The sequence below is a fragment of the Chromobacterium haemolyticum genome, from assembly GCF_002081825.1.
GTDB classification, from domain to species: domain Bacteria; phylum Pseudomonadota; class Gammaproteobacteria; order Burkholderiales; family Chromobacteriaceae; genus Chromobacterium; species Chromobacterium fluminis.
In genome coordinates this window covers 36964-53981 of sequence record NZ_MUKU01000035.1, presented here as the reverse complement: position 1 = coordinate 53981, position 17018 = coordinate 36964, and the positions used below count along the sequence as shown (strand labels likewise).

Here is a 17018-nt window from a genome sequence, read left to right as displayed (position 1 = left end):
ATACCACCAGCAGTGTTTGCGGCACGCTATCGCCAGCAGCGGACCACCGAACTATCAAGCAGTACCACTACCATGCAAACCTAGGACTTCTCTCCTTATCGCTGGTATGGCTGGAGGGGGAAGATCACAGGCACTACAAGGCATCTCAACCGGCGAGCCAACGTTCCGACGCATCCGCTTCGAGCGGCGAATCCGGCGCGCAGCTCGCTCTGACTGTTTGGTACAAGGCGGAAGCGTCCTCGTCCGGCAAGACATAGTCCAAGCGACAGCGCCGCCTTGTCGGAGACTCCACATACAGCCCGTTCTGCGCGGTCGCCTGATCCAGGAATACCTCGCCCCCATTCCCGGTTATCGTGATGAAGCGCCCGGCCTCATCCACCACGCTCAGGCCGGATGCCAAGGCCTCGCCGTCCTCTGTCACGATCTGGATCAGTAAACGCTGGGTCTTGAGCACCGAGAAGTCCACCCGGCTGACCGAGCCATGCCCAGCGCGCACCACTTTCAAGCCATTCGCCACGTCCGCATTGCGCGGCAGGCTAGGCGTCTGTAGCTCCACTCGGGTATCGGCGTAAGCGTTCAGATTGGCCAATACCGCGTGGCCTTCGCTATCGCTCCACACGGGGCCGCTGGGCGTGCTGAACTTCACGCCGGGCAAGCCGCCCACCGACACCACCCCGACGCTGTCGCGCAGCGGATAAGGCGAGAGGGTCAGGCCGCGCTCATGCAGCAGCGCGCCGCCACGCAGGCTGGCGTTGTACGACTGGGTGCCGCCGCGCTGGCTCATGCCAAGGCCCAGCTGTGCGTAACGCGGAATCCAGTGCAAATTGCCGCTGAAGCCGGTGCTGTTCTGGTCGGCATCGCGATCCACCGCCACGCCGTAATTCAAGCTATCGCTGACGATTTCGCGGTAGCTGGTCCCCATAGTCTGGCTTTGACCATAGCGTTGCAGATAAGCGCTCAAGCTGGCGCGTTCCAGCGGTAGATCGACGTTCAAGTAAAACTGATTACGATGCGCGCCAGAGCCCTGACTCAGATCTCGGCCCACGTTCAAGGAAACATTGGCGTCCCACACTCGCCGTGACCAGCCTCCATTCAAGCGCGGGGAAGCATCGCCGCCGTTATGCGAGCGCGTGGCGCTCAGGCTGAACACGCCCAAGAACTCATGGCTGTAGGACAGGGACAGACCGTACTGCGTCAGCGCGGCCGGCACTTCTTGCCGACGAGCCGCATAATCCGACAACGTGCGGAAATGGACGCTCTGCCGGCTCAGGTTCAGCGCGCCGGACAGGCGCTCGCTCCAGCTCGCGCTCAAGGACGCGCTGTATTGCGCGCCGCTCCTTCCCGCCTCGCCGTCGCGGGAGGTCACGGCACGTATGCCGGCCACCATTCCAGGGCTTAACAGATAAGACAAGGCCCCTCCGATGGAATGAAAGCGTTCGGACCACATTCCCCCCAAACTGAGATCCAGTTCCCGGCCCAGCCGCCAGCTGCGGCTGCCGGAGAACAACCAAGGCGTGTCGCCATCCTGGCCGCTGAACTGACGCAGTTTGCCCGCCGCCATATTGAAACCCTCGATATCGCCGCCCGGGCTGGCAAAAAATGCCGCTGCCGGCACAGTGAAGGCGTGCTGGCCGCCATCGCTTTCGGTAACGGTGACATTCAGGTCGAAGCCCGCCGACAGGATGGGCACATCATTCAGTTCGAAAGCGCCGGGGGGCACCAGCGTGCTGTACACCAAAGCACCGGCCTGCCTCACCTCCACCCGGGCCTCGCTCTGAGCGATGCCCCTGACCTGCGGCAGATTGCCGCGCGGCAGCAAGGCCCCTTGCGGCAGCCACTGCGCGCCGGAGAAGTTCACGCCGGCAAACAAGGGGTTGTTCAGCGACAACTCGCCCACTTGCAGGATAGCCTTGCTATTCACTAGGGTCTTCTGCGCATAGCTGTAGAGATACTGGAAACGATTGCTCGCCCCGTTGCGCGCGAAGCTTTGCCGGCTGCGCACCATCCAGTCCTGCCAATTGAAGCCGATTTCGGTAAAACCTTGCAGATACTGCTGGCTCCGCCCGCCTCCGCTGCTGCGCATGGCCAACACCTCATAATTGAACACGCCGGCAGTGCCGCCGCTATCGTGAGCGCCCAGTTGCTCCTGCTTGCGCCGCAAGGCGCCGCTGGGCACAAGGATGTCCACCCGTGCCAGCTCTGGCCGCAGCTTGACCACCGCCTGCGGATAAAAGGCCGTCAACTCCCGGCAGCCGGCCTCTGCCGGCGGTTGGCCGTCCGTGGGCAGCAAGCCGGCCGCCGTCCAGAATCCGTCGTCGACGCACAGGCGGCCGCCCTCGTCTATGCTCACCTCGGCGCTGCCGCGATCCGCGCCGTTGACGAATAAGGACGCCCGATTCCTGCCCGGCACAAAGCGCGCGCCCAGGCTGAAGTACTCCGCCACCCCGGGGTCGATGCCGCTCGCCTTCAACACACCCAAGTCAAACTGCACGCCCTCGCCGCTTATGTCGCGGGCTTCGTTCTTCGCCAATGCCGCCGTCGGGAACGTTCCGGCCAGCCACAACAATAACGGGACGGGCCTGAGCAGCCATTCAATTGAATACTTCATCTAACAGGACCCAAGATTTGGATGGATGGAGAGATCAGGGATAGAAAACCGTGACGGTGGCGTGACCGTCCAAGTTAACCGGTTCGCGCGCGCTGAGTGTCTGCCGCCCCCTGAGCGCCGCGCCGACGCGCAGCTTGAACGCGTGGGAGCGGGCCGGTTGTAAGGTCTGGCGCTGCGGCGAGCCCAGTGCATAGCCGTAACGCAAGTCCAACGGTTCGGCGTTGGCTTGCAACCAGCCCTCCTGCCGGCCAGCGCTGCGCATCAGCGTCGCTGGATGCTCGTCCGCATGAGCCTCGATCAGGCTCAGCCACCAATAGCCCAGCGCTTGCTTGCGGCTGTCCCGGCCCAGGCCCAGAGTCTGTTCTTCCTCCGCCGGCAGCGACGGCGATGCGGCCCCCGTCGTCTGGAGCCCGGCCATGACGGCGACGCCGGCGCGGCTGTCGCCGCGGTTGTCCCGTATGCTCAAACCCACAAGCGCCGGCTGATCGCACTGCACATGCAAGCTGATCTCCCGCTCGCCCAACAGCGTCGCGCCTGGATTCAAGGCCGACCAGGGGATGAGGCCGTAATCGACCACGCCGTTATGGGAAAAACTGGGCGTGCAGCTGGGGGGCACCACCTCGGCCGTCATCGCGAACGGCGCGTTCGCCGCCAGGGCCGGTATGCACGGCAGCACGGCCAGCATGGAAACGCGCATCGCCGCGATAATCGCTTGGCTAATGTTCATGACCAGGCTTCACCGTTCAGTTTAAGGACGCAGTGAATGAGTCCACCGCATAGCCGTAACTGGTCGCCGGCCACAGCTTGACGTGAGTGGCGTCCAAGGGCGTCTGGCCGGCCGACGCCAGCTGCAAGCGCTCGCCGGGCAGGATATAGGCCTTGGGCAGCTCCAGCGCTTGCTTGCCAGGCTGTAACTCCACCTTGTGTGTGGACAGGCGCACCACGTAAGGACTGTCGTTTTTGACTTCCACCCGGCCGTCTTCCGCCTGGCTCCATTGCAACTTGGTCCATGGCTCTCTTTCACGCGGCAGCCCCTTGGGGCGGATCAGCACGGGCAGGTTCTGATTGAAAGTCATCTGAATGCGATGTCCCTTATCAGCGGACACCGCAGGAATCCCCTCGAAAGACGCCCGCATCAGCCGTTCGGTCCGCAGCGGCTGCGGCAATTTCAACAAAAAGCGGACCAGTTGTTTCTCCCCACCCTCCACCCTGGAAATTGGCGGCGTCGCCAGCAGTAGCTGCTCCGGGTCTTCTGGCAGATTTTCCAGCCGGACATACATCAGGCTGGCGTGGGCGTCGGTATTCTTGACGTTGATCACGCCCTCGCCATCGCCCTCTTCCACCACCACCAGCGAGGTTTCCGGCACCACGCCGGCGGACCAGGCCGCCGCGGGCAGCAGGGCCAGCGCTAAGGCGCCGGCCATTGCGCCGCCGCGGACCGCAACGGCAAATACATTCAGCGCATGCATCATATGAAACTCTTTTCCATCAAGGACGGCGTTTATTCACCGCGCCAAACCGTATCAACCGGGCTGGCAAGCATGCCGCCGGCCCGTATTCAAGCTCGCTGACTCAAGACTTATTCAGCGCTGATTCGCTCAAGCAAATCACTGGTAATAAATAGTGAAAGTACCTTTGCCATCCAGTTTGGTGTCGTCCTTCACGCTCAACCGTCCTTTGGTATTCAATGCCGCCCCCACCACCAACGGGAAGGTATGCACAGCGGCCACTGCAGGGGCAAGAGTTGTACCTCCTTGAATTGCAAAAGTGACATTGGACGAAAAAGCATGAGCTTCAATTGGGAATACTGCTACATACCCCCAACTTGCACCATTGTCAGCTGAGAATAACAACTCCTTCCCTTGCACCTCATTTGACTCAACATTGGTCGCTTTCAACCTCGTTTTATCAATCGTCATCCACCATACGCCGAGCTTGCCTTTAGCCGCATCATTTCCCAAGCCCATGGTCTGGGTGTTCGAAGTGGCCACATGCGTGGATTGAGAATGCGTGACCGGCTGTGGAATTTCAGTGCCCAACACCGGCTTGCTCTCCGTGCGGGCATCGGTGATGCGGATGCCCAGCGCGGTATCCTCCTGGCAGGTTACCGTCAGATTAGTATTGCGATCTTCCAGCGTGTACGCTTTGCTATTGCTCAGATTGGACACCGGGATATCGCCATAATCGATAATCGCACCGCCATCCAAGGCCGGTGTGCACGCCGGTGGAACTAATCTTCCTTTAATTAAAAGGTCTGCACTGTTTGCCGCCGCCAATTGCGACGCCCCAGAAAACATAATTCCCAATGCTAAAAGCAAGCTTTTCTTTTTCACAGAAAACCTCCATATAAAAAATTGGCAATATTCAGCCCACCTCAGGTGATGCTTTGTTATTGCAAAAGCTTGCTGTCACCAGCAGCAAAACCCGCATCACTACTGCAGCAAGCAGTGCAGAGAATACGTATCTAACAACAACTGCGCCTATAAGGATTTCCTTAAATCGATAACTTTATTGTCCAAATAACACTCTCCACTTGCTATTACCTAATCTGTCCCGTGCAAGTTAAGCAGTCTAGTTATTCCAATCACTGAAATTTAATACAAATGACTTACATTAGACATCAAAAAAACAATTGACATAATATTTCCATGAGACTTCTATTGATCACTAGAATCAACGTCAGAGGCAAACTACAGCCTCTTTTTACCGGCCATACTCAACGAGTAGAACGCTGATACCTATTGCCACCAGCAGCTAAGTCAAAAAATAGAACAATTAATGCACCACAATCGCCATTTTATTTATTGTGAGATATATCGCTTTAAGATTGAACATCTTAATTTAATAAGCCACTTATTCAAGCAATCGAAATGCCCTTCGATAATATAGGCTCGGGTTGACATATTTTTCTGCCATTGGTGGTGGAGCGTAGCGATTTGACAGGCTTTGTTGCACAAATCAGTTAAAGGTTGAGCTATCCACAAACAGACTTATCCCGCGCGTACCGTTTGCGGCGTACCTAGCGCTGTGAAACGATTCAGAATCGTTGCACAGATTTGAAGCTCGCCACCTACCGGTCAAAGTCCCCCGACTTGACCCGGTCTGCCAGTAATTTGAAGCAGTGCATCCTCGTTTCAACCAAGTTGCGGCGATGGTAGCCACTCCACTTTTTCCAGAGCGTTCGCCCCAGATACTTCACTAAGCGTAGCGACTCATTGCGCGCCTGCTTGCCTTGTGAATTCCCTTGCCAAAATTGGCCATTTCGTCGCGGGGGGATAATGGCAGCTCCGCGCTCCACAATTGCTGCGTGACATAGACGTGTCGCACGACCCATCCGTTGTCACCGTCACCAGTCCCTGTGCCGCCCGAATTTGCGATAGCAGCTCAGGTAGCATCGTGGCATCGCCGGTGCGATTGTCGGTCACCTCCATTACCGGGATTTCCAGCGTCTGTGCATCCATTCCCAGATGCAGCTTGCGCCATTGACGGAGGTAGTCAGCACCATGCTTTTTCACCTTCCACTCTCCTTCGCCCATCCTCTTGATGCCGGTGCTATCCATCAGGAGATGCTGACAACCCTGCTTCTTCTAGGGACCTCGAAAAACCTGCTGCGCGGCCCGATAGCGGCGTTGCTCCGTGCTCGCTCCCTCGCTGTACTATTTCAGGATGCGCACCTGCAGCACGCTTCAGAAAGGGTGCGGGCTATTACACAGCATCCACAGTGACGGCCTCGCTTAATCACGCAATTATTTATTCCATTAAGTAATTCCTTAATCTGCGGCCAAAGCCCGGGTTTTAAGAAACGCCTTATTCAATTATTAAGAATAGCTACTGATAATGTGCCTGCCGATTGACGACTATGTCGGTCATTGGCGGCAGACTGTGGCAATTTCAGGCGACGGCCTGCCAAGCGGGCGGTGGTCAGGAAACATGGTCACGGCTGTGATTTAACTTAATTAAGTGTGGAGTGCTTTATGAATAAACTGGCAATCATTGTTTCGCTGGCCTTGGGCGTGGGCATGGCTTCCCAGGCGTTTGCCGCCAACCGCGGCGAGATTGTATTCAAGGGCAGCGTAGCCACCAGCACTTGCCTGATCGATGGTCAGGAAGACGGCTACAAAGTGGTGGACTTCAATAACCTGACGCCTGATCAAATCCCGACCGCCGGCAGCGCTGAAGTCCCGTTCAGCCTGACCGTTTCCGGCCAATCCGATGTGTGCAACGCCTCCCGCGTGCAGATCGCCTTCAACCCCAATAACCAGAACGTGAACAAAGAAACCGGCCGCTTGAAGCTGAGCGGACCGAGCGCGGCGTCCAACCTGGAAATCGAACTGTACAAAGGCTCTGGCGGCAGCGCGGTCAAGATCCCTCTGGGCTCCACCAATAGCGCGGACATGCCGATCGCCACCTTGACGCCTAGCGTGCCGGCAGATGGCCAACCTGTGGTGCAACGCTCCGCCAATATTCCCTTGTCGGCCAAGCTCCAGCGCGTCAACACCGGCACCGTGCCGGGCAGCGGCGCGGTATTCAGCCAGATCGACTATGTGCTGGCTTACCAATAATCGGCGCGTTTATCTGACTGTCAGCTAGGGAGGAGCGGCCATGGCATGGATGGCGCGCAAGTATGCGGGAATGGCGGCTGTGTGTGCTGTGGCGGCTTTTTGCTGGACGAGCGCCGCGGAAGCGGCGCTCGTGATCCGGGGAACGCGGATTATTTATCCCGCCCAGGAACGGGAAGTGAGCATTCAGCTGGAGAACAAGGGCAAGGACCCGATCCTGGTGCAGTCCTGGCTGGATTTGGGCGACGCCACCGTCGCGCCCAGCGATATTCAGGTGCCCTTCACCCTGTCGCCGCCGATTGTCCGCCTGGACGGCGACAAGCGGCAAGTGGTGCGCATGGTGTACAGCGGGGACGTTTTGCCGCCAGACCGCGAATCGGTGTTCTGGATCAACTTCCTGGAAGTCCCGCCCAAGGCGGCGGGGGACAACTACCTGCAATTTACTTACCGCACTCGGCTGAAAGTGTTTTTCCGGCCCCAAGCCTTGACGGGCGAGCCCGCGCTGGCGCCGCAAAAAATGCAATGGCGAGTGGTGGCGGAAAACGGCCAGCGTTACCTGGAGGCCCGGAATCCCACGCCGTTCTTCGTCTCTCTGTTCCAGGCCAAGCTGGCCGCTGACGGCGCCAAACCGGTCGAGGTGGCGGTTGACATGGTGAAGCCTTTCTCCTCCGAGCGGTTTTTGATCAAGCGGCAAGCTCAGGCCTTCAAGACCGGGGCCTTGCTGCAATTTCAGGCCGTCAGCGACTTTGGCGGAACCATAGACGCGGAGGCACGGCTGCAATAAGTCCGACGCGCCCGTTCCCAAGATTTCCATCCCCAACCGCCGACAAGGGCTTGCCCCTGCCGCGGCGGCACAGCGCAATACGAGGCAATTCATGATCGGCTTGAGCGTAAGCGACAAAGCCCGGGCGCGTGCGCCCAAAACCAAGCCTCTGGCTTGGTGGGCAGTGGGTGTGTTTGGCGGCATGCTGGCCGGCGCGGCGCCCGCCGTTGGCGCGTCCGGCAATACGGGTACGACCGATTTGCCCGACTCCGCCGAAGCCCACGGCGCCGCGCTGACCGCTATCCGGCCGCCCGCAACCCCCGCCTCGGGCAATGCGCGAGGCCTGGTGTTCGACTCCGCCTATCTGTTTACCGGGGCGGGCGGGCCGCCGCTGGACCTCAGCCGTTTTGAACAGGAAGGAAAAACCCCGCCGGGGACCTACCGTCTGGAAATCAGCGTCAATGGCCGCTGGCAGGGCATGGAAGACATCGAATTCGTCGAAACGGCATCCGGGACGGGGGCGCGCCCCTGCTTCCGCAGGGAGCAACTGGAGCGGCTGGGCATCAATATGGACAAGGCCGCGCGAGGCCAAAGCGGGTCAGACGAGCTCAACCCCATGCCAGACGCCTTGTTCTGCGGCGATCTGGGGCAGTACGTTCCAGGCGCCAGCGTCAATACCGACATGGCCGAGCAAAAACTGTCCTTGCAAGTGCCGGCCATCTTCGTGCATTTCGCCTCCGCCAGCACCTATGTTGGCCCGGAAAAATGGGAAAACGGCGTCTCCGCCGGCCTGCTCAACTACAACGTCAACCTGTACAGCAGCGAAAACCAGGGCAAGCGCTCCAATAGCGGCTACCTGGGCCTCAACGGCGGCCTGAACCTGGGCGCGTGGCGGCTGCGCCACAACGGTGCCTTGTCTTGGGGGACAGGACGCGCCGCCCGCTATCAAAGCGGCTCGGTCTATCTGCAAACCGATGTGCCGGCTTGGCGTTCGCAGCTGGTGCTGGGCGAAACCGCCAGCAGCGGCGAGCTGTTCGACAGCCTGTCCTTCCGCGGCGTCCAGCTCAGCAGCGACGAGCGCATGATGCCGGACACCCAGCGCCATTACGCGCCGGCGATCCACGGCACGGCACGGACCAACGCCAAAGTCAGCGTAAGCCAGCGCGGCTATCTGATCTATGAAACCACCGTGGCGCCCGGCGCCTTCACCATCAACGATCTGCAGGCCAGCGGCGAGGGCGGCGACCTGCTGGTCAAAGTCACCGAGGCCGACGGCCAGGAATACACCAGCGTGGTGCCCTATGCGGCCACGCCGCAGCTTTTGCGCGGCGGAGTCCAGCGTTACAGCCTGATCGCCGGCCAGGTCAAGCAGCCCGGCCTGACAGACGACCCGCTGTTCGCCCAAGCCATTTACCAGCGCGGCCTGAACGGCATGTGGACGGCTTACGCCGGCGCGACGGCCTCCCAGGGTTACGCCTCGGGGCTGTTTGGCGTGGCGGCCAATACCAGCGTCGGCGCTTTCGCCGCTGACCTGACCCGAGCCGAAAGCCGCTTGTCCGGCGACCGGCGCATCCAGGGCAACAGCCTGCGGCTGTCGTACAGCAAAAAGCTGAACAGCACCGGCACCAACTTCTCGCTGCTGGCCTATCGCTACTCCACCTCCGGTTATCTGAGCTTGATCGAGCGCATCGTCGCGGAGGATCAATACCAGCGGCGGCGGACGCTGAACGCGATCGTGCGCCAGCGTCATCGCTTCGACGTCAACATCAGCCAGCAACTGGGCGGCGGCTCCTTGTACGCCAATGGCTCCATGCAACAGTTTTGGGGCAGCGACAGCAAGGAGGTCAACTTCTCGGTGGGTTACGGCGGCAGCGTGGGCTCCGTCAGCTACACCCTCTCCGCCCAACGTTCGCGCAATCTGGCCCAAGGACCGACCTCCCAGGAACGCAGCCGGACCACCTATGCACTCAATTTGAGCCTTCCCCTGGGCGACAGCCGGCGTTTGCCCACGCTCAGCGGCTTCCTTTCCCATGACTCCGACAGCGGCTTGCAGACCACCACCAGCCTGGCCGGCACCCTGGGCGACGACAACCGCGGCAGTTACTCCGTCTCCGCCAGCCATTCCGAACGCGGCGGCGGAGGCGGCAGCGCCGGCCTGGGGTATCAGCTGCCTTACACGCAGTTGAACGCCAGCGTCAGCGCGGGCCGAGGCTACAACCAGTATTCCGCCAGCGCCGCCGGCGCCCTGGTGGCGCACCCCGGCGGCGTGACCCTGGCGCAGACATTGGGGGAAACCCTGGCCGTGGTGCGAGTGCCGGACGCGGAAGGCGCCTTGGTCGGAGCCACCCGGGCCCGGGTGGACGCCCGCGGCTACGCCGTGGTGCCCAGCCTGACGCCTTACCACCTCAACACCATAGAAGTAAATCCCAAGGGCATGCCGCTGGACGTGGAACTGAAGCAGTCCGCCGGCAAAGGACTGGCCCCGCGCGCGGGTTCCGTGGTGATGCTGTCCTACGCCACCGAAGTGGCGCGCGCCACCCTGATCGACAGCCGGATGCCGGACGACAAGCCGCTGCCCTTCGGCGCCGCCGCGCGCAACGCCCGGGGCGACAACGTCGGCGTGGTCGGACAAGGCGGCCGTCTCTTCGCCAAAGGCTTGGAGCCCAACGGCTGGCTCATCGTCGAATGGGGCGGCACGCCGGAGCAGCAATGCCGCATCGACTATCAATTGCCGGAAAAACGCGCCGGTCGCCAACAACGCTACGACATGCTCGTCGCCCCCTGCCTGCCGCAGGCGCAGGCGGCGGCGCCCACACCCCAGCCTTCGCCATAACGATAAACCGATGAAGAACCGATCCCCCCTCCCGTCCCGCGCGCCCATCTTGAACCGCCGCGCCCATAGTCTGCTGTTAGCGGCCGGCCTGGGCCTAGCATGGAGCGCGCCCGGCTTGGCGCAACGGCCGGACGCCGGCCAGTCCTTGCGCGACATTGAGTCGGCGCGGCCGCAGCTGCTGCCTACCCCGGCTCCGCAGCTGGAATTGACGCCGCCGGCAGCCGAATCCCCGGCCGTCCAGGACACCGGCCCGCGCCTGCTGGTGACCGGTTTCCGCTTCAGCGGCAACAGCGTATTCGCTCAAGACACGCTGGCCCGGCAACTGCAAGCCTTGGCCGGCCAGGAACTCAGCCTGGCCGAACTACACGCAGCGGCCAGCGGCATCACGCGCTTCTATCAGCAGCACGGCTATCTGCTGGCCCAAGCCTATCTGCCGCCTCAGGATATCGAAGGCGGCTGGGTGCGGATCGACATTCAGGAAGGCCGTTACGACCAAGTGACGCTGGACAACGCCTCCGCCGTGCGCAACGAGGTGCTGCAAGCGCCGCTGCGCCCTTTGGCGGGCCAGCTGGTGGAGCGCGACGCGCTGGACAGCGCCCTGTTGCGCTTGAATGACCTGCCCGGCGTCAAAGTGCGCTCCACTCTGCGGCCCGGCAGCCAGGCCGGCAGCTCCGAGCTGCTGGTGCAGGCCCTGCCCGGGGAACGATTGAGCGGCGGCGTCGAACTCGACAACTACGGCAGCAAATACACCGGCGAATACCGGCTGGGCGGCAACCTCAACCTCAACAACCCTCTGGCGCTGGGCGATCAGCTCAGCCTGCGGGCAATGGGCAGCGATGGCCGCCAGCAATACCAACGCCTGTCCTATCAACTGCCGGTCGGCCCCTGGCTGACGCGGGTGGGCGCCGCTTACTCCAATATGGAATACCGGCTGGGACGGGACTTCACGGATCTGGAAGCCCATGGCAACGCCCGCATCCAAAGCGGATTTCTCTCCCAGCCGCTGTGGCGCGGCCGGAACGCCAGCGCCTACGCCCAACTGATGTATGACGACAAGCGGCTCAAAGACGACATCGACTTGCTTGACAGCCGCGGCGCCAAACGCGTGCGCCTATGGACCGCCATGCTCAGCGCCAACGGCCAGGATGGCTGGGGCGGCGGCGGCATCAGCCAGGCCTCGCTGGGCTACGGTTACGGCCGGCTCGGCATTGACGACCCGATAGCGCGGTGGGCCGACCGGCTGACCGCCGATACCCAAGGTCATTTCGGCAAGCTCAGCCTCAGCGCCGTCCGCCTGCAACGGCTCAGCCAGCGCTTCAGCCTCTACGCCCAATTCAACGGCCAATGGGCGGACCGCAATCTGGATTCCTCGGAAAAAATCAGCTTGGGCGGCCCCTACGCGGTGCGCGCCTATCCGGCTGGCGACGCCAGCGGCGACCAAGGCTGGATAGGCAACCTGGAGCTGCGCTACGCCGCCTGGCCCGGCGTGGAAACCGCCTTGTTTTACGACTATGGCCAAACCCGCGCCAACAAGCGCGATTGGGGCTATCGCAACCCCGTCCTGAGCCGCGCCGCGGCCGGACTGGGCCTGAACTGGCTGCGCGACAGCCTGAGACTGAATGTGAGCGCGGCCTGGCGCGTCGGCAACGACGGCGGCCAGGACACGCGCAACCCCGCTATCTGGGCGCAGGCGACCTGGCAACTGTGACGTCGCCGCGCTGGATACACCCTCCCTCACACGGGAGTCCGCATTTCGCTTATCAACAAGATGGAGTTGTCATGAATAAGAATTACGCTCTGATTTGGAATTCCCTGCGCCAGTGCTGGAGCGTTGGCAGCGAACTCAGCCGCGCTCGCGGCAAGCCGGGCAGCGGCAGCCGCCTGCTGGCGCGTAGTCTGCCGGCCCTGGCCCTGTTGCTGACCGCGCACGTCCAGGCGGCCAACTTGCCGGACGGCGGCAGCATCAAGGCCGGCAACGGCAACATCTTGGTGTTCGACAACGGCAAGCAAATGTCCATCAATCAATCCAGCGACAAACTGGCGATCGACTGGAACAGCTTCAATATCGGCAACGGCCACAAAGTCACCTTCAACCAGCCCAATAGCGCCTCCATCGCCCTCAACCGCGTAGTGGGCGTGGACGGCAGCAACATCATGGGGCAGCTAAACGCCAACGGCCGCGTGTTCCTGGTCAACCCCAACGGGGTGCTGTTCGGCAAAACCGCGCAAGTCAACGTGGGCGGCCTGGTCGCCTCCAGTCAGGACCTCTCTGTCGAACGCTTCATGGCCGGCAACTACCGTTTTGAAGGCAACTCCGCGGCGGAAGTCTCCAACCAGGGCGCCCTCGTCGCCCAAAATGGCGGCGCGGTGGCGCTGCTGGGCGCGCGCGTCAGCAATACCGGCGTGATCCAGGCCAACCTGGGCAAAGTGGCCCTGGCCGGCGGCAAGGCCTTCACCTTGAACTTCGACGGCTCCGGCTTGGTGAATCTGCAAGTGGACGCCGCCGCCGTGAACGCCCAAGTGCACAACGGCAACCTGCTGCGCGCCGACGGCGGGGAGGTCCTGATGACCGCCCGCGCCAGCGACAACTTCCTGCGCAACGTCGTCAACAACACCGGCGTGATCGAAGCCCGCACCCTGCAAAACCGCGCCGGCAAGATCGTGCTGGACGCCGGCGACAATCAGCGCGTCAACGTGGCCGGCACGCTTAACGCCAGCGCTCAAGGCAGCTTCCTGGGCGACGGCGGCCAGATCGAAGTCAAAGGCAAGGCCGTGACCGTTGCGCTGGCCACCAACGTCACCACCGCGGCCAGCAACGGCCGCACCGGCACGTGGAAAGTCAGCGCCGAGCAACTGGATCTCAGCCCCTCCGCCTCTTCTCCGGTGTCCAGCGGCCTCTACAGCGACACCGTCTCGCGCAACCTGGCCAACACCCATATCGAGCTGGTCAGCACTCAGGGCGACCTCAACGCCAACGGCAAGATCAATTGGTCCAGCGGCAATAAGCTGACGCTGCGCTCCGACCGGCAAAACGTCAACCTGAATGCCGACCTCAACGCCAGCGGCGCAGGCGCCGCGGTGGATCTGACCGCCCAAAAACAGGTCATGCTCAACGCCAACCTCAGCCTGAGCGGAGCCGGCGCCTCGCTGGCGCTCAACCACGAAGACACTACCGGCCAAGGCCGCGTGGTCGCCGCCGGCAAGCGCGTCACCCTGTCCGGCAAGGGCGCCGGCTTCGAATCCAACGGCAAGCGTTACACCGTGATCCAGGACGTGGCCCAACTGCAAGCCGTCAACACCAATCTGAACGGCCTCTATGTGCTGGGCAACGCCATCGACGGCTACGGGCGCGTGTTCAACTCCATAGGCGGCAACGGCGGCGCGGCGTTCTCCGGCGTGTTCGACGGCCTGGGCAACAACATCACCCGCCTGAACATCCAGAACGCCGGCCCGGCGCTGGGCTTGTTCGCCAACAACGCCGGCGTCATCGGCAACGTCAACCTGATCAACAGCTCCGTAACCGGCTACGCCAATTACACCGGCCGCGTCGAAATCGGCAGCCTGGTGGGCCGCAACACCGGCACCGTCCACAACGCCACCAGCAACGCCACCGTCAACGCCTACGGCAGCCCGATGAACATCGTCGGCGGCCTGATCGGCGCCAATACCGGCGACGTGTTCAACTCCGCCTATACCGGCAACGTCTACGGCAACGGCTACACCCAAGTGCTGGGCGGCCTGGTGGGGGAAAACCGCGGCGTCATCCATGCCTCCCGCACCGATGCCCGCGTGTACGCCTACTACATGCCGCGCAATGAAATCGGCAGCGGCGGCGTGGGCGGCCTGGTGGGCCTCAACAACGGCGGCACAATCAGCGGCTCCAGCGCCGCCGGGGCTATCGACGCCCGCGCCGGCGTCAATGTCGGCGGCCTGGTGGGCTACACCAAAGGCGGCCGGATTATCGACTCCCAAGCCAGCAACAGCGTATACGCCACCTACGACAGCCGCATCGGCGGCCTGGTGGGCCACAACGAAGGCGGCCAGATCGTGAAATCCAGCGCCAGCGGCAAGATCACCGGCGTGGGCAGCTCCGCCATTGGCGGCCTGGTGGGCCTTAACCAACGCGGAGAGCTGGAAGACGTCAGCGCCACCGGCGCGGTGTACGACACCTCCGGCGCCAGCCTGGGCGGCCTGATCGGCACCAACAACGGCGGCAACATCCGCACAGCGGAAGCGCGCGGCGCGGTGACCGGCGGCCATAACAGCCGCGTGGGCGGCCTGATAGGCAGCAACAACAGCGGCAACGTCAGCTATGCGCGCGCCAGCGGCAAAGTCAGCGGCGGGACCAATAGCCGAGTAGGCGGCCTGGTAGGCTACAACGGCGGCAACCTGGAGTCCGTGGACGCTTCCGGCGACGTTTCCGGCGGCAACACCAGCCACGTCGGCGGCCTGGTGGGCGTCAACAGCAATAGCGAAAACGCCGGCCGCATCACCACCGCCCAAGCCACCGGCAATGTGCGCGGCGAATACCGCAGCAACGTCGGCGGCCTGGTGGGACTCAACCAGAGCGAAATCCAGAGCTCCGTGGCCAGCGGCGCGGTCAGCGGCGGCGTGGAGAGCATCCTGGGCGGCCTGGTGGGCATGAACGAAGACGGCGGCACCGTCGACTACTCCACCGCCACCAGCAAGGTCAACTTCGTCAATGGCTGGCGCCAGACCTATGGCGGCCTGGTGGGTTGGAACTACGGCCTGATGCGCGCCAATGAAGTCATGGGCAATGCGCTGTTGGTGCCGCTGTACGGCGTCAATCAGGGCACCATCTCGTCTTACTACTACTTCTAAGCCCCGCCCGGCCGCCGGTCTATCCGGCGGCCTGACCAGGCTGTAATCCGGTTCGCGCCGCCTCCGCTGGAGCGGCGCGGACCGTCATCGGTTCCCAAGGAAGGAAAAATGGCCCACGCAATCCGCTCCACACCACAAGCGCGGCTTATCCGGCGCGCATGCGCGGCCTGCCTGACCGCCCTTTTGCTTAGCCATGGCGTCTCAGCCCACGCGGCGGCGGCGGCGCGCAACTGCACTCTCGCCAACACCAAGCCCGGCCCCTGGGTTGACCTGAGCAGCAACACCATCACCATTACCGCCAACACCAAGCCCGGCACCGTGCTGGTCAAGCGCGGCATTGCCGTGCGCGGCGAATATCAAGGTCAGGTTGGCGGCCCGGACATCGTGCGCATCCACGGCGCCTGGACCCACGGCAACGGCGGCCAGCTTGGGCCACATGAAACCATTCCCACCAATATCGCCGGCATCGGTTTGCGCTGGAGCTACCAGGCAGGGAACGGAGAGCCCTCTCTGCCGTACGACCCCACTATAGAACGCGTGTTGACCTCGAAGCCCGCCGAACGCACGAATGGCGGAGCATCCGACACCCTAATCTTGCAGCTGTATCAGGAACTGATCTTGACCGGTCCCACGCCCGGCGGCACCGTGGGGAACGTGCCCGGCGCCGGCGCCTCCTTCTACATTGACGCCACCCGCAACGGCAATGTAACAAGAGATTGTTACCAGCAGGCCTCTTTTGGCGAGCTGTTGGACATCAACGTGTCCGTGGCCAACACCTGCGAACTACAGACCGCCAACATCACCGTCCCAATGGGCCAGTACACCCCGGCGGACTTCCCCGCCTTGGGCCAGCCATCCACCCAAGCGCCCCAGCAATTCTCGCTGCAGCTCAGCAAATGCGCGGCGCAAGCCCGGCCCAAGATTCAGTTCAGCGACGCCAACCAGCCCGGCAATATCAGCCGGCTACTCAGCATCAACGCCAACCCCGAAGGAGGCGTCGCCGCGGCCCAAGGCCTGGGGCTGCAACTGAGCCGGAGTCTGGCCGGCGCGGAAAGCGACATCATCACGTTTGGGCCGGAAAACGATGCCGGCACGCCCAGCTTCGACATGGGTTCACCCCTGGACGGAATGGTCAGCATGCCGCTGTTCGCCCACTATGTGCGCACCGGCAATGTCACCGCCGGCCACGCCAATGCCAAGGCCGTTTTCATGATCACCTATCCCTGAAGCCGTGCCCTCCCTGACCGCCCATGCGCCGTGCCGTGGGCTTGGTCTGAGAACGTGTTTACGATCTGCTGCGCGTCGGCGATACGGTGTTGAAAATGGTTTCGAAATGCTCATGTACCGTCTGTACACTCCGCTTTCTCAACCGTTTTCGCCTTGTCTCGCCTTAGCTCGCGAGATCGTAAACAC

10 protein-coding genes and 1 pseudogene are annotated in these 17018 nt (G+C 62.4%); 6 read left to right on the top strand and 5 right to left on the bottom strand.

Features of this window, described 5'->3' with window-relative positions:
- Positions 1 to 145: 145 nt before the first annotated feature.
- The 5 genes and pseudogenes from B0T39_RS20000 to B0T39_RS26295 form a co-directional block, all read right to left on the bottom strand.
- Positions 146 to 2530, bottom strand: a complete 2385-nt coding sequence (locus B0T39_RS20000; RefSeq protein ID WP_176219613.1) for a fimbria/pilus outer membrane usher protein — start codon at positions 2528 to 2530, stop codon at positions 146 to 148.
- A gap of 112 nt (positions 2531 to 2642) precedes the next feature.
- On the bottom strand, positions 2643 to 3335 hold the full coding sequence (locus tag B0T39_RS19995) for a DUF1120 domain-containing protein (RefSeq protein ID WP_081549715.1): 693 nt from the start codon (positions 3333 to 3335) through the stop codon (positions 2643 to 2645).
- 16 nt (positions 3336 to 3351) lie between these two features.
- Positions 3352 to 4080, bottom strand: a complete 729-nt coding sequence (locus B0T39_RS19990) for a fimbria/pilus chaperone family protein (RefSeq protein WP_217806296.1) — start codon at positions 4078 to 4080, stop codon at positions 3352 to 3354.
- Positions 4081 to 4215: 135 nt separating this feature from the next.
- Positions 4216 to 4941 (bottom strand): DUF1120 domain-containing protein, encoded by a 726-nt coding sequence (locus B0T39_RS19985; protein WP_141111321.1) that lies wholly within the window; start codon positions 4939 to 4941, stop codon positions 4216 to 4218.
- Positions 4942 to 5598: 657 nt separating this feature from the next.
- Positions 5599 to 6177 (bottom strand): annotated as a pseudogene (locus tag B0T39_RS26295) (IS5 family transposase); the annotation flags it as partial.
- Positions 6178 to 6582: 405 nt separating this feature from the next.
- Between B0T39_RS26295 and B0T39_RS19975 the strand changes: the two are divergent.
- The 6 genes from B0T39_RS19975 (at position 6583) to B0T39_RS19950 (ending at position 16832) form a co-directional block, all read left to right on the top strand.
- Positions 6583 to 7170 (top strand): fimbrial protein, encoded by a 588-nt coding sequence (locus tag B0T39_RS19975; RefSeq protein WP_081549709.1) that lies wholly within the window; start codon positions 6583 to 6585, stop codon positions 7168 to 7170.
- A gap of 40 nt (positions 7171 to 7210) precedes the next feature.
- The gene (locus tag B0T39_RS19970; protein ID WP_081549707.1) at positions 7211 to 7951 is read left to right on the top strand and encodes a fimbria/pilus periplasmic chaperone; all 741 of its coding nucleotides are present in this window, start codon (positions 7211 to 7213) and stop codon (positions 7949 to 7951) included.
- A 91-nt stretch (positions 7952 to 8042) separates the two neighbouring features.
- A complete protein-coding gene (locus tag B0T39_RS19965; RefSeq protein WP_081549705.1) occupies positions 8043 to 10763 on the top strand; it encodes a fimbria/pilus outer membrane usher protein in 2721 nt (906 codons plus the stop codon).
- A gap of 10 nt (positions 10764 to 10773) precedes the next feature.
- Positions 10774 to 12471 carry a ShlB/FhaC/HecB family hemolysin secretion/activation protein gene (locus B0T39_RS19960; protein ID WP_081549703.1) on the top strand — a complete coding sequence of 566 codons (1698 nt, stop codon included), beginning with the start codon at positions 10774 to 10776 and terminating at the stop codon, positions 12469 to 12471.
- Between the two features lie 71 nt (positions 12472 to 12542).
- Positions 12543 to 15605 carry a two-partner secretion domain-containing protein gene (locus B0T39_RS19955; protein ID WP_081549701.1) on the top strand — a complete coding sequence of 1021 codons (3063 nt, stop codon included), beginning with the start codon at positions 12543 to 12545 and terminating at the stop codon, positions 15603 to 15605.
- 108 nt (positions 15606 to 15713) lie between these two features.
- Positions 15714 to 16832 carry a fimbrial protein gene (locus tag B0T39_RS19950; RefSeq protein WP_081549699.1) on the top strand — a complete coding sequence of 373 codons (1119 nt, stop codon included), beginning with the start codon at positions 15714 to 15716 and terminating at the stop codon, positions 16830 to 16832.
- Positions 16833 to 17018: the final 186 nt, after the last annotated feature.

What these genes read in the sequence shown, in the direction of transcription:
- B0T39_RS19995 (WP_081549715.1), bottom strand. Translation starts at nt 3,335, where the DNA reads ATGAACATTAGCCAAGCGATTATCGCGGCGATGCGCGTTTCCATGCTG.
- B0T39_RS19990 (WP_217806296.1), bottom strand. Translation starts at nt 4,080, where the DNA reads ATGATGCATGCGCTGAATGTATTTGCCGTTGCGGTCCGCGGCGGCGCA.
- B0T39_RS19975 (WP_081549709.1), top strand. Translation starts at nt 6,583, where the DNA reads ATGAATAAACTGGCAATCATTGTTTCGCTGGCCTTGGGCGTGGGCATG.
- B0T39_RS19970 (WP_081549707.1), top strand. Translation starts at nt 7,211, where the DNA reads ATGGCATGGATGGCGCGCAAGTATGCGGGAATGGCGGCTGTGTGTGCT.
- B0T39_RS19965 (WP_081549705.1), top strand. Translation starts at nt 8,043, where the DNA reads ATGATCGGCTTGAGCGTAAGCGACAAAGCCCGGGCGCGTGCGCCCAAA.
- B0T39_RS19960 (WP_081549703.1), top strand. Translation starts at nt 10,774, where the DNA reads ATGAAGAACCGATCCCCCCTCCCGTCCCGCGCGCCCATCTTGAACCGC.
- B0T39_RS19955 (WP_081549701.1), top strand. Translation starts at nt 12,543, where the DNA reads ATGAATAAGAATTACGCTCTGATTTGGAATTCCCTGCGCCAGTGCTGG.
- B0T39_RS19950 (WP_081549699.1), top strand. Translation starts at nt 15,714, where the DNA reads ATGGCCCACGCAATCCGCTCCACACCACAAGCGCGGCTTATCCGGCGC.